A 23,219-nucleotide genomic window follows, 5' to 3' on the forward strand; every position below is an offset into this window, starting at 1 on the left:
GTTTCGGCCTGACCAACAGCCAGTCGCTGGCGGTCGCCGGCCCGGTCAATGGCGGCGCCAGCACGACGCTGGCCACCTCGGCCGGCAACCTGGCGATCAACGGTGCGGTGAGCGGCACCACCACCGCATTCGACGTGGCCGGCAACATCAGCCAGGGCGCCGGTAGCGTCATCACGGCCAATACCCTGCGCGGCAACGCCGGCGGCGCCGTGGCGCTCGGCGGCAACAACCGCATCGACACGCTGGGCGATTTCAGCGCGGCCGGCTTCAGCCTGAAGAACGTGCAGGACCTGACCGTCGCCGGTCCCGTGAATGGCGGCGCCAGCGTGGGGCTGGCGACGACAGGCAACCTGGTCATCAACGGCACACTCACGGGTGCGACGACCACGCTCGATGTTACCGGCGCCATCAGCGAGGCCAGCACGGGCAGCATCGTCGCCGGCACGCTCAGGGGCGATACCAGCGGGGCGGTAAGCCTTACCGGCAACAACCGCGTCGGCGCGCTGGGCGATTTCAGCGCGGCCTACCTCAACCTGCGCAATGCGCTGTGGCTGACCGTGGCCGGCACGGTGAACGGCGGCACCAGCACCACGCTGACCACCACCAGCGGCGACCTGACGATCAATGGCGCGCTCAAGGGCACGGCCATGACGCTCGACTCCGCCGGTGCGATCGGCCAGGGCAGCCACGGCGTGATCACCGCCGCCACGCTGAGCGGGCGCTCCACCGGCCTCACCGCGCTCAACGGCGCCAACCATGTCGGCACCCTGGGCAGCTTCGCCGCGGCGGGCCTCGACCTGACCAACGCGCAGGCGCTGGCCGTCAACGGCCCGCTGACGATCGCCAACGGCGGCCGCTTGCACCTGACGACGACGTCCGGCCTGCTGTCGGTCAACACGGCGGTGCGCGGTGGCGACGTGGGCCTGGCCTCCGCCGGCGACCTGACCCTGACCCACGCGGTGCAGGGCGATACGGTGACGCTGGTTTCCGGCGGCGACATCCGCCAGACCGCCAGCGGCATCATCACGGCAGGCACGCTCGGCGGCCGTTCGGCCGGCAGCACCGTGCTCGATCCGGTCAACCATGTCGATGCGCTGGGCAGCTTCAGCGCCGAGGGCTTCGACCTGGCCACCGACCGCACGCTGACCGTCACCGGTCCGGTCGATGGCGGCGACCACGTGAACCTGACCACCACCAACGGCGACATCGTCATCAATGGCCTGGTCAGTGGCACCCGCACCGCGCTTACCTCGGCCGGCGCCATCCGCCAGGGCGCGAGCGGCGGCATTGCGGCCAGCACGCTGACGGGCCGCTCCGCCGGCGCCACCGCGCTGGATGGCAGCGGCAACCGCGTGGCCACGCTGGAGGCTTTCAAGGCCGCCGGCTTCAGCTTCACCAATGGGCAATCGCTGATCGTGGCCGGTCCGATCGATGGCGGCGCGCGGACCACGCTCACCACCACCCGCGGCGGCGACCTGTCGATCGACGGGGCGGTCCAGGGCGGCATGATGACCCTGGTTTCCGCTGGTGCGATCAACGAAGGGGCCAGCGGCAAGCTCACCGCCGATACGCTCACCGGCAGTGCGGCGAGCATCGTCACCCTTGGCGACGCCGCGCACCCGCTGGCCAACTACATCGGCACGCTGGGCGGCTTTGCGGCGCCGGCCGGGTTCCGCCTCACCAACGCCCAGACCCTGAACCTGGCATCGGTGAACGGCAGCAAGTACACGGTGGATGCGGGCACGTCGTCGACCTACCTTTCGGTGACCAATGGCGACCTGCTGCAGAGCGACCAGGCGCCGCTGTACAACGGCGTGGGCGTCTGGGCATCGACCGGCCATATCGGTCTCGGCGGCGCCCCGGTCTACGTGGTGGGCGACGACGCGCAGGTCATCGTTCCGGGCGGGATCTCGCCAGCGTATTTCTATGCGGTGGACCGGCAGGGCAACATCCTGCCGCTCACCGGCGGCAGCAGCATCAACGTGCCCACGTCGGCGTTGACCAGTCGCGCGCAGAACACCAACAGGCACACCGATTCCTACATCGACCCCAGCGTGATCTCGGCGAACTACCGCGCCTTCGGCATCGTGCCGACCGGTTTGCTGCTGCCGCCCGACCAGCAGCGCTGCGCACCCGATGCGGTGGATTGCGATGACGAGTAACGCCGGCCCCGCTCCCGCGCACACCCTGCGCAGCAGCACCGCGTTGCGCTGGGGGATGGCCCTGGCCGGCTGCGCGCTGGCGGCCCCGGCCGGCGCCCAACTGGCGCCGCGGCTCACGGGCGAAGCCGTGATCGCCCAACTCGATTCGGCGCAGCGCGACCTGGCGGCCAGGGCGCAGGCCTCGGCCGATCCGCAGCTTGCGGCCACCAGCGGGCGACTGGCGCGCATCGCCAGCGACCTGCGCGCCGCCCTCGGCGGCGCCGATGCCACCCGGCCCGTGGACCTCATCGACGCGCGTGCGCAGGCCAAAGCCCGGCGCGCACAGGCTGCCGCGCAACGCACCCGCGCCTACCTGGACATTGCCGACGGGTGCCTCGGCGGCGATGCCAGCGCGATCACCGATGCCCTGGCAGCGAGCGTCAAGCGGTTGGCCGAGGCGGCGGATTCATCGCGGGAGGCGCAACCGGTGATCGACGCGGTCGAAACGCTGGACCACCAGCCGTTGTTCGCCGTGCAACCCGGCGACAAGCCGCTGGCGTTCGCCCTGGTGGGCGCCAACCTCTCCGACGCGCAATGCGCCGATCCCCAGATCATCGCCACCGACGCGCAAGGCGCGCCGCTGGCCGTGCAGCCGGTGATCACCGGCGTCTCGCCTGCCCGCATCGAACTGAAACTGCCGCCCAGCCAGATGCTCGATCCGGGCAACTACGTGCTGCACGTCGTGCCCAGGCGCAAGACCTTCCTGCTGGGTTGCACCGTCCAGCCCGAAGCGGTTGCCGTGGTGCAGGTCGCCAGGTCGCCGCAGTTTTCGGTGGACTACACCTTGACCGCGATGTGCGCTGCCGATGGCGGCGCGCAGAAAAGCGTGCCGCTGGGCGCGGGCACGCTGCCCGACATCGCCTACGGCAGCACCGTCTCGCAACAGATCGATACGACCGCCTGTGGCGATCCGTTGAGCTACGCGCTGACCGCCACCGTGCGCCGCGGGGATGGCAGCCGTGCGTCGGTCGGGCCGATCGTGCAAAGCGCCAACGCCAGCATCACCGCCGGCCTGCCCGGCGGGCTTTCGCTGAGCTGGAACCCCTCGGTCCACACAATGTTCGTGCGCTCCGGCGCAAACACCTGCAAGGGCGTCCACTGACGCCCTTGCCGTCGTTCATTCGTATTCCGAGCGGCCGGAGATGGCCTGCAGTTCGCTGACCCCGCCCGGAGCCAGGTCGTTCAGCAGGTCGACGAAGCTCTTGTCGACCAGGCGCTTGGCGCGTTCCAGCAACAACGGGATGGGGCTGGACGGCTCGTTCTTCGCGTAGTACTCGCACAGTTCGTCCAGCCGCCGGACGACGTCGCGCGAGTTTTCGATGCGGCCGCTGGCCACGGCCTTGGCCTGGCCCGATGCGGCAGCTTCGCCGGCTTCCTCCGCGCCGCTTTCGCCGACGGCGGCGTCGTCCTGCGGCATGCGCTTGCCTAGTTGCGCCTCAACGAATTTTTTCAGTTCGTGGATATCGCCGATCAAGGCCTTCAGATCCGGGCCGGCGGTACCAATCTGCTCGCTGAAAATGCCGTCGATCGCCTTGGCCTGATCCAGTGCCTCGTTAATCGCCGCGGCATTGGCCAGGAGTTGCTCTTCCGGGCAATCCAGGCAGCAGGCCTCGATCTCCGTCAGGGTGGGCAGTTCCTCGCCCTCGTCGGTGGACGTGCTGATTTTCAGCGTGCCCTGGGCAATCTCGAGATCGCGCAATGAAAAACGCCCCAGTCGCGGCGATTGCACAAACGGCGTGGTGCGGAAATAGCCGAGCACGCTCTGGGCATCGCTGATCGGCACCACGGCGTTGACGCGGGCGGTCGGATCGTTGTCGTCCTCGGCGTCCAGTTGCGGGTGCACGCTATCCCAGAAGTTTTCCAGCAGCGCGCGAATCAGGCCCAGGCCCGCCGCCCAGCCGGGCATGCCGTCGATACGCACCCAGGCCGTCGCCAGGTGCGTGGCGATGCGCAAATCCTTGGAACGCCCCAGCAGCGCCTCGGCCATGCTGGCGACCCTTTCCCAGTCCGGTTCCTCGGCGGCCTTGACGCTGTCGCCGATGGCGCGCTCGGCCTTGGGCGCGGCGGCGCGTTCAAGCGCCAGGAATTCCTGGTCGTACTCCAGGTTTTCACCGGTGGGCAATTCGTCGCCGAGCGGCGCAATCAACGATTCCAGATGATGATTTGACATGGCGTCCATATATCGCGGCAATGGAGGCCCACATGGTAACGCAGTTGCGCCGTTCCATACGTGTCGACAGACACGACGGAACAGTCTCCGATAATCGTTGTTTTTGGCTTCCGGCGGGTTAATGCGGGCTTTGCCAGATAATCGCCCGGACAGTCGCTGCAATCCCGCCTGGCGGGCTCATTGCTGTTGTGCGCAGCTGGCCGCCTGCGCGACGCTCGCGCGGCCGCCACGGATGCGACCGGAATTGGCGACCACGACGCTGAGCGCCTGCTCGGCCCTGCCGCGACGGCAGAAGACGAAGGTGAGATTGCTGCCGTGGGCGCTGCCATCGGCCTGGAAACGCACGTGGCGTCGACCCGCCGTACTCTGGATCGTGAGAGGCCCGTAACTTCCGTTGACAAACAGCGGCTGGCCGTCGGGCTGGTTGTCATGGTCGCCATCGGCGGCCAGCAACCAGCCGTGGTCCCAGCGCTCTTCATCGGCGCATTGCTGGCCGTCGTGGCTGGGACAGAACACGGCTGCCTGCCGCGCCAGCACGGCCGCTTCGCGGGTGTGATGCAGGGCGCCGATGAAGTCCGCCTGGGCGGTCTGCAGCCGGTTCCGATCGAGCAGGCGCCGCATCGACGGCATCGCCGCGCCGATCAGGGTCGCCATGATCGCCACCACCATGGCCTGCTCGACCAGCGTGACGCCACGCGCCCGGTGCCACCTCATCCATCCCTGATCCGGCACGTTCACGCTCCTGCGTCGCCTGGAACCGCCATGCTAGGCATGCGTCGGGAGCGTGGCTGTCGCCCAGTTGCCGGCCCCGGCGTCGGTCACTGCTGACGCCAGCTGTCAGCAGCCCCGATTTAAAATGCCCCGCCGCACCCACACATGTAGCCGATGACCGACCGCTTCCAGCTCGTTGCTCCGTACCAGCCCTCCGGTGACCAGCCGCAGGCGATCGCCCGCCTGGCCGAAGGCTTCGAGGCGGGTCTGGCTGCGCAGACGCTGCTGGGCGTCACCGGTTCGGGCAAGACCTACACCATCGCCAACGTGATCGAGAAGGTGCAGCGGCCCACCATCGTGATGGCGCCGAACAAGACGCTGGCGGCGCAGTTGTACGGGGAATTCAGGGAGTTTTTCCCGCACAACGCGGTGGAGTACTTCGTCAGCTACTACGACTACTACCAGCCGGAAGCCTACGTGGTGGCGTCTGACACCTTCATCGAGAAGGACGCCTCGATCAACGAGCACATCGAGCAGATGCGGCTGTCGGCGACCAAGGCGCTGCTGTCGCGGCGGGATGCCATCATCGTCGCCACCGTGTCGGCGATCTACGGCCTGGGCAATCCGGAGGACTACCTCAGCCTGCGCCTGATCCTGGCCAAGGGCGAGCGCATCGACCAGCGCAAGCTGATCCACCAGTTGACCGAACTGCAGTACACCCGCAACGAAATGGAACTGCGCCGCGGTACCTACCGCGTGCGCGGCGAGATCATCGACGTGTTTCCGGCCGAATCGGAAACCGAGGCGCTGCGCATCGAGCTGTTCGATGGCGAAGTGGAGGGCATGGCGCTGTTCGATCCGCTGACCGGCGAGACGATCCGCAAGATCCCGCGCTACACCGTCTATCCGCGCACGCACTACGCCAGCACCCGCGAGAGCGTGCTCAACGCCACCGAGACGATCAAGGCCGAGCTGAAGGACCGGCTGGAGGTGCTGTACCGCGACAACAAGCTGGTCGAGGCGCAGCGGCTGGACCAGCGCACCCGCTTCGACCTGGAGATGATGGTGGAGGTGGGTTACTGCCAGGGCATCGAGAACTACTCACGCCACCTCACCCGCCGCTTGCCGGGCGAGCCGCCGCCGACGCTGTTCGACTACCTGCCGCCCGACGGCCTGCTGGTGGTGGACGAGTCGCACGTCACCGTGCCGCAGCTGGGCGCCATGTACAAGGGCGACCGCTCGCGCAAGGAGACGCTGGTGGAGTTCGGGTTCCGCCTGCCTTCGGCGATGGACAACCGGCCATTGAAGTTCGAGGAATGGGAGCAGCGGGTGCCGCGCGCGATCTACGTCTCGGCCACCCCGCGCGACTACGAACTGCAGAAATCCGGCGATGCGGTAACCGAACTGGTGGTGCGCCCCACCGGCCTGGTCGACCCGGAAGTGGAAGTGCGTCCAGTGCGCACCCAGGTCGACGACCTGCTCAGCGAGGCACACAAGCGCATCGCCATGGGCGATCGCGTGCTGGTCACCACGCTGACCAAGCGCATGGCCGAGAACCTCACCGAATATCTCTCCGAGCACGACATCAAGGTGCGCTACCTGCACTCGGACATCGAGACGGTCGAGCGCAGCGAGATTATCCGCGACCTGCGCCTGGGCGAGTTCGACGTGCTGGTCGGCATCAACCTGCTGCGCGAGGGCCTGGACATGCCCGAGGTGTCGCTGGTGGCGGTGCTCGATGCGGACAAGGAGGGCTTCCTGCGTTCCACCGGTTCGCTGATCCAGACCATCGGCCGCGCCGCGCGCAACGTGCGCGGCAAGGCGATCCTCTACGCCGACAATGTCACCCGCTCGATGCAGGCGGCGATGGACGAAACCGCCCGCCGCCGCGAGAAGCAGATCGCCTGGAACGCCGCCAACGGCATCACGCCGAAAACCGTGGTGCGGCGCATCGCCGACATCATGGAGGGCGCACGCAGCGACGTCGGCAACCGCCGCGGCAGCAAGACGCGCGGCCGCGCCGTGGCCGAGCAGCCGGCCGACTACGCCGGCCTCAGCGCGTCGCAGGCTGCCAGCCTGCTGAAGAAGCTGGAGTCGCAGATGTACAAGCACGCGCAGAACCTGGAGTTCGAGGACGCCGCGAAGCTGCGCGACCAGATCCACCAACTGCGCGAGCAATCGCTGCGCTAGCTTTTCGCTCCCCTCGCGCAGCCCGCCATTGGCGAAAGCTCACTGCTGTGCAGACTGTTTCCCGCTGCCGGATAGGCACTTCCCCCTGCAAGCAGGGGAGGGTGCCTTGCGAGGCCCCTTCGGCGCGGGCTAGCAGTGAGCGAAAGCTGGGCCCCGGCACCCCAGGCGGCCCATCCGGCTGCGCAGCTTCCGCCGCGTCGCGGGAAGAAGGAAACCTGTTGCGCGGGTTATTGTCGACCGTCCACCGCTACCGTATACTGCGCGGCTCGCACGGCATGCCGTGGCGAGACGGGCGGTTAGCTCAGCGGTAGAGCACTACCTTGACATGGTAGGGGTCACAAGTTCGATCCTTGTACCGCCCACCAATACCCCGAACGGCGCGGCCCACAGGCCGCGCCGTTTTTGTTTGCCCACGGAGCGTTGTCATGACCTATCTGCTGATCAAGTCGCTGCATCTGCTGTTCGTGATCGCCTGGATGGCCACGGTGTTCTACCTGCCGCGCATCCTGGTGAACCTGGCCGAGACCGCCAACGAACCGGCCGTGCAGGCGCGGCTGCAGCTGATGGGGCGGCGGCTGTACAAGTTCGGCCACAACATGTTCGGCGTGGCTTTCGTGTTTGGCCTGGCCTTGTGGCAGGGCTGGCGGTTGTTTCCGACGACGCTGCCCAACGTCACTGCCGGCATGCACTGGATCGACGCCAAGCTGACCCTGGTGGCCGTGCTGCTGGTGTATTTCGTATGGGCCGGACGTGCGCTGAAGCGCAAGGCCGCGGGCGGCAACCTGCCCTCGGCCAGGGCGCTGCGCTTGATCAACGAACTGCCGGTGCTGCTGCTGCTGGGCGTGATCTTCCTGGTGCTCGCCAAGCCGTTCTGATGGGCCGGGCCTGATTGTAGGAGCGGCTTCAGCCGCGATGCTTTTCGGTGAGCTGCAAGAGCAAGAGCATCGCGGCTGAAGCCGCTCCCACAAGAGTTGTCTATTGCCCGTGGTATTGCCGGTACCACGCCACGAAACGCGCCACGCCCTCCTCGATCGAGGTGGCCGGTGCGTAGCCGACGTCGCGACGCAACGCCGAGACGTCGGCCCAGGTGTCGGCCACGTCGCCGGGCTGCATCGGCAGCAGGCGTTTTTCCGCGGTGCGGCCCAGGTTCTGTTCCAGCAATTCGATGAAGCGCATCAGCTGCACCGGCTGGTCGTTGCCGATGTTGTAGACGCGGTAGGGCGCGCTCGACGTGGCCGGGTTGGGGTTTTCGGCGTCATACATCGGGTCGGGTTCGGCGGGATGGTCGAGGGTGCGGACCACGCCTTCCACGATATCGTCGATATAGGTGAAATCGCGGCTGTGGTGGCCGTGGTTGAACACGTCGATCGGCTCGCCGCGGCTGATGCGGTCGGCGAAAAGGATCGGCGACATGTCCGGCCGGCCCCAGGGGCCGTACACGGTAAAGAAGCGAAGGCCGGTGGTGGGCAGGCCGTATAGATGGCTATACGTATGTGCCATCAGCTCGTTCGCCTTCTTGCTGGCCGCATACAGGCTCACCGGATGATCGACCGCATCCTCCAGCGAAAACGGCATCTTGCGGTTGGCACCATAGACCGAGCTGGACGAGGCGTAGACCAGATGCTCGATCCTGCCGTGGCGGCACGCTTCCAGCACGTTGACGAAACCTACCAGGTTGCTCTGCACGTAGGCACGCGGGTTCTGCAAGGAGTAGCGTACCCCCGCCTGCGCCGCCAGGTTCACCACCCGCTGCGGCTGGAACGCGGCGAACGCCTGATCCACCGCGGCGGCATCGGCCAGGTCGGCGCGCTGGTGCGTGTAGTTCGGATGGTCGACGAAGCGCGCCAGGCGCGCTTCCTTCAGTGCCGGGTCGTAATAGGCATTGTGGTTGTCGAAGCCGTACACCTCGTCGCCGCGGTCCAGCAGCCGTTGCGCCAGGGCGGCGCCGATGAAGCCGGCGGTGCCGGTAACCAGAATGCGCATGGATGGAATCCGGTGAGTGCGGGTCTGCGCATTCTACCGGCCGCCGCCTGCGTGGCGGCGCGCGACCGCCTGGCCTCGTCCTAGAATGGTTGTCGCGGGCCCATTCAGGGGGAATGCCATGATTGACAAGCCGCTCCAGCGTTGCCGGATGTTTGCCTGCATGCTCATCATCGCGCTGGTGAGCGGTTGCGCCGCATCCCCGGGCGACCCTGCGGATGCGCCGGCCGGAGCAGCGGCGCACGACGTGAAACTGGTCTATGTGGACTGGTCCAGTTGCGTCGCCGCCACCCGCGTCGTCAAGGCCGTGCTCGAGCAACAGGGCTTTCGCGTGGAAACGGTTCCCCTGACCGGCTCGGCAATGTATTCGGCCCTCGCGCAAGGCACCGCCGACGCCACGGTCTGCGCGTGGTTGCCCAGCACGCACGCGGCTTATTACGCGCGCGTGCGGAACCGGGTGACCAATCTCGGGCCGAACATGGCCGGCACGCGGATCGGCCTGGTGGTGCCCGATTACGTGTCGATCGACGCCATCGACCAGTTGGCTGCGCAGGCCGGCCGGTTCGGCCATCGCGTCATTGGCATCGATCCGGGCGCCGGCGAGATGGCCATTGCGCGCAAGGCCATCGCGATCTACCAGCTGCCGCTGACCCTGGTCGAGGGCACCGACGCCAGCATGACCGCCGCGCTGGAGCACGCGATCAACGAGCACGAGTGGATTGTGGTGACCGGCTGGACGCCGCACTGGATGTGGGCACGCTGGAAGCTGAAGTACCTGGCCGATCCCAGGGGCAGCTTCGGCGGCGCCGAGGATATCGACACGCTCGTGCGCAAGGGCCTGCAACGCGACAAGCCCAAGGCCTGTGCGGTACTCGATGGCTTTCGCTGGACCGCGGCGCAGATGCAGGAGGTGATGGCGGCCGATCTGCAGCCGGACGTGGATGCCGACGAGAATGCCCGCGCGTGGGTAAGCGCCCACCCGGAACGGGTGGCAGGCTGGGTCAGTGGCGGCGTTGACACCCGCACAGGCGCGAAGTAACTTTTCGATCCCTTCGCGCCCGCCGTGGTGGCCAGCAGGTAACTGCCGGTCGAGTGTGTGACATGGACACTACGAACGTTTCCGGTTGATTCCCCCCGCAAGGCAGAACCCGAAGGGCGCGCTTTGCGCCCTTTTTTGTGGCCGCTGTCCGGTCCGTTGCGGCCAATGGCCGCGCATGCAGTCATACTCCACTTTCGATCCGCCACCGGGGCGGATCATCAGGTGCCATCCATGATCGAGATCACGCTACCCGACGGCAGCAAGAGGCCGTTCGACCATCCCGTTACCGTGCAGGACGTGGCCGCCTCCATCGGCGCCGGCCTGGCCAAGGCCACGCTCGCCGGCAAGGTCGACGGCCAGCTGGTGGATGCCGGTTTCACCATCGATCGCGACGCCAGCGTGCAGATCGTGACCGACAAGAGCCCCGAGGCGCTGGAGATCCTGCGCCACTCCACCGCGCACCTGATGGGGCAGGCGGTGCAGCGGCTGTTCCCTGGCGCGCAGGTGACGATCGGGCCGGTGATCGACAACGGCTTCTACTACGACTTCGCCTACGAGCGCCCATTCACGCCCGAGGATCTGCCCCGGATCGAGGCGGAAATGCACAAGATCGTGGCCGAACAACTGCCGGTGACGCGCACGGTGAAATCGCGCGACGAGGCGGTGGCGTTCTTCCGCGGCCTGGGCGAGGAATACAAGGCCGAGATCATCGAGGGCATTCCCGCCAACGAGGCGCTTTCGCTGTACTCGCAGGGCGAGTTCACCGACCTGTGCCGCGGCCCGCATGTACCCAACACCGGCAAGCTGCGCTCGTTCAAGCTGATGAAGGTGGCCGGTGCCTATTGGCGCGGCGATTCCAACAACGCCATGCTGACCCGCATCTACGGCACCGCGTGGCTGAACGACAAGGACCTGAAGGCCTACCTGTTCCAGCTGGAGGAAGCCGAGAAGCGCGACCATCGCAAGATCGGCAAGCAGCTGGACCTGTTCCACCAGCAGGAAGAAAGCCCCGGCATGGTGTTCTGGCACCCTAACGGCTGGGCGATCTGGCAGCAGGTCGAGCAGTACATGCGCGGCGTGTACCGCAAGAGCGGCTACCAGGAAGTGCGCTGCCCGCAGGTGCTGGACGTGTCGCTGTGGAAGAAGTCCGGCCATTGGGACAACTACCAGGAGAACATGTTCTTCACCGAGTCGGAGAAGCACACCTTCGCGCTGAAACCGATGAACTGCCCCGGCCACGTGCAGGTGTTCAACACCAGCCTGCACAGCTATCGCGAGCTGCCGATCCGCTACGGCGAATTCGGCGGCTGCCACCGCAACGAACCCTCCGGCGCGCTGCACGGGATCATGCGCGTTCGCGCCTTCACCCAGGATGACGGCCACATCTTCTGCACGCCGGAGCAGATCGAATCCGAAGTCACCGCCTTCCATGCCCAAGCCATGCAGGTCTACGCCGATTTCGGTTTCGACCACATCGACGTGGCGCTGGCGCTGCGCCCGGAAAAACGCATCGGCGATGACGACGTGTGGGATCGCGCCGAGGCCGCGCTGCGCAGCGCGCTGTCGGCCGCCGGGGTGAAGTGGACCGAGCTGCCGGGCGAGGGCGCGTTCTACGGCCCCAAGATCGAGTACCACATGAAGGATTCGATCGGCCGCGACTGGCAGGTGGGCACCATGCAGGTGGATTTCATGATGCCCGAGCGCCTGGGTGCCGAGTACGTCGACGAGCACTCGCACAAGCGCCACCCCGTGATGCTGCATCGGGCCATCGTGGGCTCGATGGAGCGCTTCATCGGCATCCTGATCGAGCATCACGCCGGCCTGCTGCCGACCTGGCTGGCGCCGGTTCAGGCAGTGGCGTTCAGCATCACCGACGCGCAGGCCGACTATGCCGCCCAGGTGACGCAAGCCCTTGTCGACAAAGGTTTCCGGGTACAATCGGATTTGCGCAACGAGAAAGTCGGCTATAAAATCCGCGAGCATACGATGCAGAAAGTGCCTTACCTGCTCGTGGTCGGTGACCGCGAAAAGGAGACAGGGACGGTTTCTGTGCGTACCCGTTCCGGCGAGGACCTGGGCAGCATGCCGCTGACCGACTTCATCGAACGACTGGAGACCGAAACCCGGCGCTGAGCCCGATGCTCAGACTCGGCGGTCTTTTTCATCACTTCTTCTGGAGGATCGTGGTATCGCAACCACCGACAACAAGGGCAATCGCCGTAACCTCGAAATCCGCGTGCCGCGGGTGCGTGTCATCGGTGCCGATGCGGAACAGCTCGGTATCCTGAGCCGCGACGAAGCGCTGGCACTGGCGCAGGAAGCGGGCATGGATCTGGTCGAGATCCAGCCCAACGGCGATCCGCCGGTCTGCCGCATCATGGACTACGGCAAGTTCAAGTTCGAAGCCCAGAAGAAGGCGCAGGCCGCCAAGAAGAAGCAGAAGCAGGTCGAGATCAAGGAAGTGAAGTTCCGCCCTGTCACCGACGTGGGCGACTACCAGATCAAGCTGCGCAACATGCTGCGGTTCCTGGAGGAGGGCGACAAGGTCAAGGTCACCATCCGCTTCCGCGGCCGCGAGATGTCGCACCAGGACCTGGGCCAGAACCTGGCCCGCAAGATCCAGGAAGACATCGGCGACAGCGGACAGGTGGAGTCCTACCCGCGCCTGGAAGGCCGCCAGATGGTCATGATGATCGGGCCGAAAAAGAAGTAAATCCGGCATCACCCCCGTAGGAGCGCACCCTGTGCGCGATCGCTTTTCGTCACGCGGCGAAAGGCATCGCGCACAAGGTGCGCTCCTACTGGTATCGGCGGTTCCAACTCCGTATAATCACCGGTTCGGCCCGCCTGGATGGGCCGTGCACCGATCGTGGCAGGATGGAAAGCGCAACCTGCGGTTGCCGCCAGGTCAGTCAGAAACGGGGGTTTTTCCCCACCCTAAGGAGCATCACCATGCCCAAGATCAAGACCAACCGGGCGGCGGCGAAGCGTTTTCGCAAGACCGCGTCGGGCAAGATCAAGTGCGGTCACGCTTACCGGTCACACATCCTGACCAAGAAGTCGACCAAGTTGAAGCGCGGCCTGCGTGCCAAGAACCACCTGAAGGCGTGTGACGCCCCGGGTGTCGCCCGCATGTTGCCGTACTGAGACGAGGAGATAGACCATGGCTCGTGTAAAGCGTGGCGTTACCGCCCGTCGTCGTCACAAGAAAATCATCGGCCGCGCAAAGGGTTACTACAACGCCCGTCGCAAGGTCTTCCGCGTTGCCAACCAGGCCGTCATCAAGGCCGGTCAGTACGCCTATATCGGCCGCAAGCAGCGCAAGCGTCAGTTCCGCGCCCTGTGGATCGTCCGCATCAACGCCGCTGCGCGGATGTTCGGCCTGTCCTACAGCCGTCTGATCAATGGCCTCAGCAAGGCCGGCGTCACGGTGGACCGCAAGGTGCTGGCCGATATCGCCGTGCACGACATCAAGGCGTTTGGCGTGATCGCCGAGAAAGCAAAGGCCGGTCTGGCCGCTTGATCGTCGGACGCATCTGCGTCAGCACGATATGATGTAAAGCAAGCGGGGAGGAGGCTTTGGTCTCCTCCCCTTTTTTTTTGGCGGGATTCGGGATTGGGGATTCGGGATTGGCAAGAGCCACAGGGGCAGCCGATCCGGATATCCAATCCCTGATCCTGATTCCCGAGCAACCCGGAATCGCATCGATGGATGATCTGGAAAGCCGCGCCGCGCAGGCGCTGGCCGATATCGGCAACGCCGCCACGCTCGACGCGCTCGACGCCTTGCGGGTGGGCCTGCTGGGCAAGAGCGGCATCGTCACCGCCGCGCTGAAATCGCTGGGCACGCTGGCGCCGGACGAGCGCAAGGCACGTGGCGCCGAGGTCAACACGGTCAAGCAGGCCCTGGCCGACGCATTGGCCGCACGCAAGCAGCAACTGGAGCAGGTGGAGCTCGACCGCCGCCTGGCCTCCGAGAAGCTGGACATCAGCCTGCCCGGACGCGACGGCGAACGCGGCGGCATCCACCCGATCACCCGCGCGCTGGAGCGTATCGCCTCGATCTTCGCGCGGCTGGGCTACCAGCGTGCCGACGGCCCCGAGATCGAGGACGACTGGCACAACTTCGAGGCGCTGAATTTCCCGCCCCATCATCCGGCGCGCGCCATGCACGACACGTTCTATTTCGGCGATGGCCGCCTGCTGCGCACGCATACCTCGCCGGTGCAGATTCGCGCGATGGCCGGCCGCCAGCCGCCCATCCGCATCATCGCGCCGGGCAAGGTCTATCGCAGCGATTCGGACCAGACGCACTCGCCCATGTTCCACCAGATCGAGGGCCTGCTGGTCGACGAAACCTCCAGCATGGCCGACCTCAAGGGCACGCTGACGGAATTCCTGCGCGCGTTCTTCGAGCGCGATTTCGAGATGATGTTCAAACCCACCTATTTCCCCTTCGTGGAGCCGGGTGCGGACGTGATCATCCGCTGGGAGCAGGAGGACGGATCGAGCCGCTGGCTGGAGGTGCTCGGTTGCGGCATGGTGCACCCGAACGTGCTGAAAAACGTGGGCATCGATCCGGAGCGCTACACCGGTTTCGCGTTCGGCATGGGTGTCGAGCGTCTCGCCATGCTGCGTTACGGGGTGAAGGATCTGCGCGCGTTCTTCGAGAACGACCTGCGCTTCCTGAAACAGTTTGCTTAGAACGGGAATAGGGAATGGGGAATGGGGAATCGTAGAAGCGGCCGCGGCGCCTTGCCTTCTGCTCTTCCCGTCCTCCATTCCCGATTCCCCATTCCCGGGTCAAAACAATGAATTTTTCCGAGAACTGGTTGCGTGAGCTGGTCGAGATCGATGCCGATCGCGATACCCTGGTTCGCGCATTGACGATGGCTGGGCTGGAAGTCGAGGACGTCACTCCGCTTGGCGAAGGCCTCGACCATGTCGTCGTGGCGCAGATCGTTGCCGCCGAAAGGCATCCGCAGGCCGATCGCCTGCAGGTTTGCCAGGTGGACGCGGGCCTGGGCCAGCCGTTGCAGATCGTGTGTGGCGCGCCGAACGCCCGCGCCGGCATCAAGGTGCCGCTGGCGATGGTTGGCGCGAAATTACCCAATGGCATGGCGATACAGGCCGCGAAACTGCGCGGCGTCGAATCGAACGGCATGCTGTGCTCGGCCAGGGAACTGGCGATCGACACCGACGCGTCCGGCCTGATGGAACTGCCGTCCGATGCACCGGTCGGCCAGCCGCTGGCCGCTTACCTGGGGCTGCCCGATGCCAGCATCGAACTCAGCCTCACGCCCAATCGTGCCGATTGCCTCAGCCTGCATGGCCTGGCCTACGACGTGGCCGCCCTGTTCGGCAGCGTCGCGAAGCTGCCCGCGCCGGTCACGGTTCCGGTCGGTTCCGACGCGCGCCGCGGGATCCGGCTGGAGGCAGGCAAGGATGCGCCGCGTTACCTGGGGCGTGTCGTGGAGGGCGTCGATCCTTCCGTACGCACGCCGCTGTGGATGGCCGAGCGCCTGCGGCGCGCCCACCTGCGACCGATCAGTGCGGTGGTCGACATCACCAACTACGTGATGCTGGAACTGGGCCAGCCGATGCATGCGTTCGACAACGACGCGCTGCATGGCGACATCGTGGTGCGCCATTCGCGCGCGGGCGAGACGCTGAAGCTGCTCGATGGCAGCGATGCCCGCCTCGACGAGGGCTTTGTGCTCATCACCGACGCGCAGCAGGTGCTGGCCGTGGCCGGCGTGATGGGCGGCTACGATTCGCGCGCCACCGAGAGCACCCGCAACGTCTTCCTGGAATCGGCCCATTTCGCGCCGGCCGCAATCATGGGGCGCGCACGCAAGCTGGGCCTGCATACCGAGGCGTCGCACCGTTTCGAGCGCGGCGTGGACCCCGAACTGCCGCGGCGCGCGCTGGAGCGTGCCACCGAACTGCTGGTCGCCATCGCCGGCGGCAAGGCCGGTCCGATCCTGGTGGCAGAGAACATCGCCGACTTGCCGCGGCCCGCGCCTGTCGCACTGCGCCGCGCACGCCTGAAGCGCGTGCTCGGGGTGGATGTGGACGATAGCGAAGTGACGCGCATCTTCACCGCGCTGGGTATGCAGGTCACCCTCCTTCCCGATGGCTGGCAGGTCGTCGCGCCGAGCAGTCGTTTCGACATCGAGCGGGAGGAAGACCTGATCGAGGAAGTGGCGCGCATCTTCGGCTACGACAACATCCCCACGCTGCGCCCCAGCGGTGCGCTGGCGCTGGCGGTCGAGCCGGAAACGCGTATCGGCGAACTGGCCTTGCGCGAGCAGTTGGCGGCGCGCGGCTATCACGAGGCGATCAATCTGTCGTTCGTGCCATTGGACCTGCTGACTCGCTGGGGTTTCACCGACGAGCTGGTTTCATTGGCCAATCCGCTTTCGGCCGACCTGGCGGTGATGCAGCCTTCGCTGTTGCCCGGCCTGATCGAAGCCCTGCGCCACAACCGCGCGCGCCAGCAGGAGCGGGTGCGGTTGTTCGAGGTGGCCCGCGTTTTCGCGGCGGGCGATCCGCCGCGGGAGACGCCGAGCCTCGCCATCGTGGCCTGCGGCAACGCCCGGGCCGAGCAGTGGGGCGAGCCGTCGCGCGCGCTGGATTTCTACGACCTCAAGGGTGATCTCGATGCCCTGGTCGCCTGGGGCGGCGAGCCGTCGCGCTGGTCGGTCGACGCCACCGACCTGCCGGCCTGGCTGCATCCCGGCCGCGGCGCGCGGGTCATGCGCGATGGCCAGACGGTGGGTTACCTTGGCGCGCTGCATCCGCAGCTGGCCAAGGCTCTGGACCTGGGCGCCGACGTGCATGTGATGGAGCTGGCGCTGGAGCCGCTGCTGGCGCGCCGCCTGCCGATGGCGCAGGCAATCGGGCGGTTTCCCTCGGTACGCCGCGACATCGCCCTGGATCTGCCCGAGGAGGTGCGTTGGGCGCAGGTCGAGGAGGCGGTTCGGCAGGCCCTGGGCGATCGTTTGCAGGAACTGCGCCTGTTCGACCGCTACAGCGGAAAGGGCGTTGAAGCGGGCCGAAAAAGCCTCGCTATGGGCTTGATTTTGCAGGACGCTTCACGCACGCTTACCGATGACGACGCGGACCGTTGCATACGAGAAGCGGTGGCCGCGTTGGAGCACACATGCAAGGCAAAGTTGCGAGGATGAGATGGCGCTGACCAAGGCGGAGATGGCCGAGCGGCTTTTCCTCGACGTAGGCCTGAACAAGCGTGAGGCGAAGGAATTCGTGGATGCCTATTTCGAGGTGGTCCGCGAAGCTCTGGAGAAAGGGGAGCAGGTGAAACTGTCGGGTTTCGGCAACTTCGACCTGCGGCTCAAGAACCAGCGACCGGGACGCAACCCGAAAACCGGCGAGGAGATACCCATCTCCGCCCGCCGCGTGGTGACGTTCCGCCCGGGACAAAAGCTCAAGGTGAGAGTCGAGAGTTATGCTGGATCAGGGGAATAACACCGAGCTGCCTGCCATCCCGGCGAAACGCTATTTCACCATCGGTGAAGTGGGTGAGCTTTGCGGGGTGAAGCCGCACGTGCTGCGCTATTGGGAGCAGGAGTTTCCCGCGCTCAATCCGGTCAAGCGCCGGGGCAATCGGCGTTATTACCAGCGCCACGACGTGTTGATGATCCGCCAGATCCGCTCGCTGCTCTACGAAGAGGGCTTCACCATTACCGGCGCCCGCGCCCGGCTGGAAGGCCCGCAGGCACGCATGGAAGCCAGCATTTCGCACCAGATCGTGCGCCAGGTACGGATGGAGCTGGAAGAAGTGCTGGCGCTGTTGCGCCGCTGAACATCAGGCTTCCGGGAAGACCCGTGTAGCTGCTAGAATCCCGGTTCTGTCGGGGCGTAGCGCAGCCTGGTAGCGCACTACGCTGGGGGTGTAGTGGTCGCGAGTTCGAATCTCGCCGCCCCGACCAATCATCGAAAACGACAACGGCACCCGCGGGTGCCGTTGTCGTTTCTGCGCGTTGGATGGCTTGAGCGCCTGGTGGGGGCGTCTCCTGTAGGAGCGACTTCAGTCGCGACGCCTTTGCTCCGGGACTCCGGGAAAGAGCATCGCGACTGAAGTCGCTCCTACAAAAGTCGTACCCACAAGCCTTGCCCGTAGCCCGCCTCAGTACAGGATGCGGGTGCGCAGCGTGCCCGGGATGGCTGCCAGCTTCGCCTTCAGCTCCTTGGCCTTCGCTTCCTCGGCGGACACGTCGATCACCACGTAGCCCACCTGGGCGTCGGTCTGCAGGAACTGGGCATTGATGTTGACGTTCTCGCCCGAGAACACCTCGTTGATGCGCGACAGGATGCCCGGCACGTTGCGATGGATGTGCAGCAGGCGCCGGCTTTGCGGATGTTCCGGCAGGCTCACCTCGGGGAAGTTCACGGCCGACAACGTGGAGCCGTTGTCGCTGTAGCGGATCAGCTTGCTCGATACCTCGACGCCGATGTTGTCCTGCGCCTCCAGCGTGCTGCCGCCGATGTGCGGGGTGAGGATGACGTTGTCCAGGCCGATCAGCGGCGACACGAACGGTTCACCGTTGCCCTTGGGCTCCACCGGGAACACGTCGACGGCGGCACCCGACAGATGGCCGCTCTTCAACGATTCGGCCAGCGCCTCGATGTCCACCACGCTGCCGCGCGAGGCATTGATCAGCATGGCGCCCTTGCGCATCTTTGCCAGCTGGTCGCGGCCGAACATCATCTTGGTGGCAGGCGTTTCCGGCACGTGCAGCGTGACCACGTCCGAGCGTTCCAGCAGCTCGTCCAGGGTTGCCACGGCATGGGCATTGCCCATCGCCAGCTTCGCCTCGATGTCGTAGAACAGCACGCGCATGCCGAGGCTTTCGGCCAGCACGCCGGTCTGCGTGCCGATGTGGCCGTAGCCGATGATGCCCAGCACCTTGTCGCGCGCCTCGTAACTGCCCACCGCCGACTTGTCCCAGCCACCGACATGGCATTGGGCGTTCTTGTGCGGGATGCCGCGCAACAACATGATCGCTTCGGCCACCACCAGCTCGGCCACGCTGCGGGTGTTGGAATAAGGCGCGTTGAAAACCGGAATGCCCAGCTTGCTCGCCTCGACCAGGTCGACCTGGTTGGTGCCGATGCAGAAGCAGCCCACCGCCATCAGTCGCTTGGCGTGCGAGAGCACGTCGGCCGTCAGCTGGGTGCGCGAGCGCAGGCCGATGATGTGCGCATCGGCGATGCGCTCCTTCAACTCGGCTTCGGGCAGGGATTTCGCATGCAGCTCGATCTGGCTGTAGCCTGCACGGCGGAAATTTTCGACCGCGGTGGCACTGAGACCTTCCAGCAACAGCACCTTGATGTCTTCTTTCGGGAACGAGGTTTGCATGAGAGCCCTTAGGTAAATGGACGTCCATACTATGCCACGAATTTGTCCTTTTGTCGCAGCGCAGCACTGGACAGCCACAACCCGGGCTGGCACGCTTCCGCTGACCACCTGGAATTCCGATGACCGATCCTCGCCTTGCCGGGCTCGCTGCCCGATTGCCTGAATTGCGCCTGCTTTGCGAGCCCGCCGAGCTCGAACATTACGGCCGCGACTGGACCCGCCGCTGGACGCCTTCCCCGCTGGCGATCGCCTTGCCCGCCAGCATCGACGAAGTGCAGGCGATCGTGCGCTGGGCCAACGAGGAGCGCGTGGCGATCGTGCCGTCGGGTGGCCGTACCGGGCTTTCCGGCGGTGCGGTAGCCGCCAACGGCGAGCTGGTGCTGAGCCTGGAGCGGATGAACCAGGTGCTGGATTTCAACGCCGTCGATCGCACGCTGACCGTGCAGCCGGGCGTCATCCTGCAGAAAGTGCACGAAGCAGCGCAGGAGCACGAGCTGATCTACCCGGTGGATTTCGCCGCGCGTGGCTCGTGCTCGATCGGCGGCAACATCGCCACCAATGCCGGCGGCATCCGGGTGATCCGCTACGGCAATACGCGCGAGTGGATCGCCGGGCTGAAGGTCGTCGCCGGCAACGGCGAGTTGCTCGAGCTCAACCGCGGCCTCATCAAGAACTCCAGTGGCTACGATTTCCGCCAGTTGGTGATCGGCTCCGAAGGCACGCTGGGCATCGTGGTGGAAGCGACCCTGAAGCTGGCCGAGCCGCCACCGCCGTCGCAGGTGATGTTGCTGGCGTTGCCGGACATGGACGCGTTGATGCAGGTGTTCGCGCTGTTCCGCCAGCGCCTGAATCTGCAAGCGTTCGAGTTTTTCACCGACATCGCGCTGAAGCACGTGCTGGCCCACGGCGCGCAGCGGGCGATCGATGGGGACTACCCGTACTACGTGGTCACCGAGTTCGATGCCGCCGACGAAACCGCGCAGGAAACCGCGCTGGCTGCGTTCGAGCATGCGCTGGAGCAGGGTTGGGTGAGCGATGGCGCAATCGCGCAAAGCGAAACCCAGGCCGCTGCCTTGTGGCGACTGCGCGAGGGCATCACCGAGAGCCTGGCGTCATACAAGCCGTACAAGAACGATGTATCCGTGCGCATCAGTGCGGTGCCCGCCTTCCTGCATGACATGCAGGATCTGCTGGGCCGCGAGTATCCGCATATCGAGGTGGTGTGGTTCGGGCACATCGGCGACGGCAACCTGCACATCAACGTGCTGCGGCCCGACGACCTGGCCGAGGACGCGTTCATCGCGCAGTGCGAACACGTCACCAAGCTGCTGGCCGAAACGCTGCATCGCCACGGTGGCAGCATTTCCGCCGAGCACGGCATCGGCCTGGTCAAGCGCGCCTACCTGGAAAGCACGCGCAGCGAGGCCGAAATCGCCTTGATGCGCGGGGTGCGCCAGGTGTTCGATCCCAACGGCGTGCTCAATCCCGGCAAGGTGATGACGGCCGACTGAGGCGCGCTGCCTACGGCGCGCCGACCCCGTGGATGGTAGCCTGCGAGGCATCATCGCCCCAGGAGTCGCCATGTCACCGGAACGCCGTTCGTTGTACCCCGAGATCGAGCCGTTCGACCACGGGATGCTCAAGGTGTCCGACCTGCACACGCTGTATTACGAGCAATGCGGCAACCCGCAGGGCAAGCCGGTGGTGTTTCTGCATGGCGGTCCCGGGGGTGGCACCAATCCCAAATGCCGGCGTTTCTTCGACCCGGTGGTCTATCGCATCGTGCTGTTCGACCAGCGCGGTTGCGGCAAGTCCACGCCGCACGCCGAACTGAGCGGCAATACCACCTGGGACCTGGTGGCCGATATCGAGCGCGTGCGCGCCCACCTGGGTATCGACCGCTGGCAGGTGTTTGGCGGCTCGTGGGGCTCCACGCTGGCGCTGGCCTATGCGCAAACGCATCCGGACAAGGTCACCGAGCTGGTCCTGCGCGGCATCTTCATGCTGCGCCGGCAGGAGCTGGAGTGGTTCTACCAGCACGGCTGCAACGCGCTGTACCCGGATGCGTGGGAAACCTACCTCGGGGCCATCCCCGAAGTGGAACGCGGCGACCTGATGAGTGCCTACCATCGCCGCCTCACCAGTGCCGACGCCGGCACGCGCGTCGCCGCGGCACGCGCCTGGTCGGTGTGGGAGGGCGCCACCAGTTTTCTGTGGCAGGACGCCTCGCATATCCAGTCCAGCGGCGAGGACGACTTCGCGCTGGCGTTCGCGCGCATTGAATGCCACTACTTCGTGCATGGCGGCTTCTTCGAACACGACGACCAGCTGCTGCGCAACGTGGATCGCATCCGCCACATCCCCGCCGTGATCGTGCAGGGCCGCTACGACGTGGTTTGCCCGTTGCAGAGTGCCTGGGATCTGCATCGCGCCTGGCCCGAGGCGGACTTGCGCATCGTGCAGGACGCCGGCCACTCGGCATTCGAGCCGGGCAACCTGCATGAGTTGATCGAGGCGACCGATCGCTTCGGTCGTTGAGGCATTGCTCCCACAGGAACAAGACAATGCCGGGGTTACTCGTTCGGCGGCAGCTGCTTGGTACCGAAAATCTTGTCGCCCGCGTCGCCCAGGCCGGGCAGGATGTAGCCGTTTTCGTTGAGCCGTTCATCGATCGAGGCGGTGTAGATCTCGATGTCGGGATGCGCCGCCTCGATGCGCGCCAGGCCCTCGGGCGCAGCCACGAGGAACAAGCCCTTGATGCGTGTGCAGCCGGCGGCTTTCAGCATGTCGACGGTGGCGACCAGCGTACCGGCAGTGGCCAGCATCGGGTCGACGATCAGCGCGATGCGCTGGTCCATGCGGCCGCTGAGCTTTTCGTAATAGGTCTTCGGTTGCAGCGTGTCTTCGTCGCGCTGCACGCCGACCACGCTGACTTTGGCCGCGGGGATCATGTCGAGCACGCCGGGCAGCATGCCCAGCCCCGCGCGCAGGATCGGCACGATGGTGATCTTCTTGCCCTTGATGCGGTGCACCTGCAGCGGCCCGGCCCAGCCGGTGATTTCCTCCGCGACAGTTTCCAGGTCCTTGGTCGCTTCGTAGGTGAGTAGCGCGGCCACTTCGGAGGCCAGTGCGCGGAACTCCCTGGTGCTGATGGCGGCGTGGCGCATCAGGCCCAGCTTGTGCTGGATCAGCGGATGCCGGACCTCGACGATCTTCATGGGCGGGTGCCGGTCTAGGCGGCATTCGAGCTTAACGAAGCGGCCCCGCGCATGCATCTGCGCGGGGTCGCGGTTGCTTCATTCAGGGCGCGGCCGGCGCCGCCTTCTTCTTGAGGCAGGAGCTCATGAACGCCTTGCGCTCGTCGCCCTTCTTGCCGGTCGCGCGCTTGTTGCAATCGGCCATGCGCTGCTGTTGCGCGGTGCGGTGCTTGACCGGCGGCGCGTCCGTTTTCGGGGCGGCGGCGAGGGTGCTTCCGGCGAACGCCAGCGCCGCGCTGGCGGCCAGTACACGCAATGAGATCGACATCCTTGAATCCTCCGTGTG

General features: G+C 66.0%; 21 protein-coding genes and 2 tRNA genes. 17 read left to right on the forward strand and 6 right to left on the reverse strand.

The genetic code is table 11. The annotated features are described in order from the left end of the window. Nucleotides 1-2,162, forward strand: a 2,162-nt coding sequence (locus tag ABD017_RS15890; protein WP_425543753.1) for a beta strand repeat-containing protein, incomplete at its 5' end; no start/stop codon positions are given. Next, entirely contained in the window at nt 2,152-3,303 is a 1,152-nt protein-coding gene (locus ABD017_RS15895) for a hypothetical protein (RefSeq protein ID WP_343883789.1), read from the forward strand. The genes ABD017_RS15890 and ABD017_RS15895, both read left to right, overlap by 11 nt. Before the next feature lie 15 nt (nt 3,304-3,318). On the opposite strand, the gene tssA is transcribed toward ABD017_RS15895, so the two are convergent. Then, complete coding sequence (gene tssA / locus ABD017_RS15900) at nt 3,319-4,380, reverse strand: type VI secretion system protein TssA (RefSeq protein ID WP_343883863.1); 1,062 nt, start codon at nt 4,378-4,380, stop codon at nt 3,319-3,321. 168 nt (nt 4,381-4,548) lie between these two features. Next, on the reverse strand, nt 4,549-5,085 hold the full coding sequence (locus ABD017_RS15905) for a GspH/FimT family pseudopilin (protein WP_343883790.1): 537 nt from the start codon (nt 5,083-5,085) through the stop codon (nt 4,549-4,551). Nucleotides 5,086-5,256: 171 nt separating this feature from the next. On the opposite strand from ABD017_RS15905, the gene uvrB reads away from it, so the two are divergent. The 3 genes from uvrB (at nt 5,257) to ABD017_RS15920 (ending at nt 8,147) form a co-directional block, all read left to right on the forward strand. Beyond that, nucleotides 5,257-7,272, forward strand: coding sequence for an excinuclease ABC subunit UvrB (gene uvrB / locus ABD017_RS15910; protein ID WP_343883791.1), 2,016 nt, complete (start codon nt 5,257-5,259; stop codon nt 7,270-7,272). Nucleotides 7,273-7,562: 290 nt separating this feature from the next. Further along, nucleotides 7,563-7,637 (forward strand) — tRNA-Val (locus tag ABD017_RS15915). 60 nt (nt 7,638-7,697) lie between these two features. Beyond that, complete coding sequence (locus ABD017_RS15920) at nt 7,698-8,147, forward strand: CopD family protein (protein WP_343883792.1); 450 nt, start codon at nt 7,698-7,700, stop codon at nt 8,145-8,147. A gap of 100 nt (nt 8,148-8,247) precedes the next feature. Here ABD017_RS15920 and ABD017_RS15925 read toward each other — a convergent pair whose 3' ends face one another. Next, nucleotides 8,248-9,255: an NAD-dependent epimerase gene (locus tag ABD017_RS15925; protein ID WP_343883793.1), complete on the reverse strand. Its 1,008-nt coding sequence runs from the start codon at nt 9,253-9,255 to the stop codon at nt 8,248-8,250. A gap of 160 nt (nt 9,256-9,415) precedes the next feature. Between ABD017_RS15925 and ABD017_RS15930 the strand changes: the two genes are divergently transcribed. From ABD017_RS15930 to ABD017_RS15975, 10 genes are all read left to right on the forward strand, one after another. After that, nucleotides 9,416-10,291 carry a glycine betaine ABC transporter substrate-binding protein gene (locus ABD017_RS15930; RefSeq protein ID WP_343883794.1) on the forward strand — a complete coding sequence of 292 codons (876 nt, stop codon included), beginning with the start codon at nt 9,416-9,418 and terminating at the stop codon, nt 10,289-10,291. 231 nt (nt 10,292-10,522) lie between these two features. Beyond that, the gene (thrS, locus tag ABD017_RS15935; protein WP_343883795.1) at nt 10,523-12,424 is read left to right on the forward strand and encodes a threonine--tRNA ligase; all 1,902 of its coding nucleotides are present in this window, start codon (nt 10,523-10,525) and stop codon (nt 12,422-12,424) included. Nucleotides 12,425-12,479: 55 nt separating this feature from the next. Next, nucleotides 12,480-13,004: a translation initiation factor IF-3 gene (gene infC / locus ABD017_RS15940; protein WP_343883864.1), complete on the forward strand. Its 525-nt coding sequence runs from the start codon at nt 12,480-12,482 to the stop codon at nt 13,002-13,004. Between the two features lie 239 nt (nt 13,005-13,243). Next, a complete protein-coding gene (gene rpmI, locus ABD017_RS15945; RefSeq protein WP_007080321.1) occupies nt 13,244-13,438 on the forward strand; it encodes a 50S ribosomal protein L35 in 195 nt (64 codons plus the stop codon). 16 nt (nt 13,439-13,454) lie between these two features. Continuing rightward, a complete protein-coding gene (gene rplT, locus ABD017_RS15950) occupies nt 13,455-13,814 on the forward strand; it encodes a 50S ribosomal protein L20 (RefSeq protein WP_343883797.1) in 360 nt (119 codons plus the stop codon). Nucleotides 13,815-13,999: 185 nt separating this feature from the next. Beyond that, complete coding sequence (gene pheS / locus ABD017_RS15955; protein WP_343883798.1) at nt 14,000-14,995, forward strand: phenylalanine--tRNA ligase subunit alpha; 996 nt, start codon at nt 14,000-14,002, stop codon at nt 14,993-14,995. A 107-nt stretch (nt 14,996-15,102) separates the two neighbouring features. Next, on the forward strand, nt 15,103-17,481 hold the full coding sequence (pheT, locus tag ABD017_RS15960; protein WP_343883800.1) for a phenylalanine--tRNA ligase subunit beta: 2,379 nt from the start codon (nt 15,103-15,105) through the stop codon (nt 17,479-17,481). Nucleotide 17,482: 1 nt separating this feature from the next. Next, a complete protein-coding gene (gene ihfA / locus ABD017_RS15965; RefSeq protein ID WP_007080317.1) occupies nt 17,483-17,782 on the forward strand; it encodes an integration host factor subunit alpha in 300 nt (99 codons plus the stop codon). Further along, nucleotides 17,763-18,119 carry a MerR family transcriptional regulator gene (locus ABD017_RS15970; protein WP_343883801.1) on the forward strand — a complete coding sequence of 119 codons (357 nt, stop codon included), beginning with the start codon at nt 17,763-17,765 and terminating at the stop codon, nt 18,117-18,119. The genes ihfA and ABD017_RS15970 overlap by 20 nt, the downstream gene beginning before the upstream one ends. Nucleotides 18,120-18,169: 50 nt before the next feature. Further along, nucleotides 18,170-18,246 (forward strand) — tRNA-Pro (locus tag ABD017_RS15975). 197 nt (nt 18,247-18,443) lie between these two features. On the opposite strand, the gene serA is transcribed toward ABD017_RS15975, so the two are convergent. After that, entirely contained in the window at nt 18,444-19,676 is a 1,233-nt protein-coding gene (serA, locus tag ABD017_RS15980; RefSeq protein WP_343883802.1) for a phosphoglycerate dehydrogenase, read from the reverse strand. A gap of 119 nt (nt 19,677-19,795) precedes the next feature. Here serA and ABD017_RS15985 point away from each other — a divergent pair, with 119 nt between their 5' ends. After that, nucleotides 19,796-21,187: an FAD-binding oxidoreductase gene (locus ABD017_RS15985; protein ID WP_343883803.1), complete on the forward strand. Its 1,392-nt coding sequence runs from the start codon at nt 19,796-19,798 to the stop codon at nt 21,185-21,187. A 70-nt stretch (nt 21,188-21,257) separates the two neighbouring features. Beyond that, complete coding sequence (pip, locus tag ABD017_RS15990; protein ID WP_343883804.1) at nt 21,258-22,214, forward strand: prolyl aminopeptidase; 957 nt, start codon at nt 21,258-21,260, stop codon at nt 22,212-22,214. A gap of 35 nt (nt 22,215-22,249) precedes the next feature. Here the strand turns inward: pip and upp are convergent, their stop codons facing one another. Further along, the gene (upp, locus tag ABD017_RS15995; protein ID WP_343883805.1) at nt 22,250-22,894 is read right to left on the reverse strand and encodes a uracil phosphoribosyltransferase; all 645 of its coding nucleotides are present in this window, start codon (nt 22,892-22,894) and stop codon (nt 22,250-22,252) included. 82 nt (nt 22,895-22,976) lie between these two features. Then, complete coding sequence (locus tag ABD017_RS16000; protein ID WP_425543755.1) at nt 22,977-23,201, reverse strand: PsiF family protein; 225 nt, start codon at nt 23,199-23,201, stop codon at nt 22,977-22,979. Between the last annotated feature and the right edge of the window lie 18 nt (nt 23,202-23,219).

This window comes from Rhodanobacter caeni (genome assembly GCF_039523575.1).
Lineage (GTDB): Bacteria > Pseudomonadota > Gammaproteobacteria > Xanthomonadales > Rhodanobacteraceae > Rhodanobacter > Rhodanobacter caeni.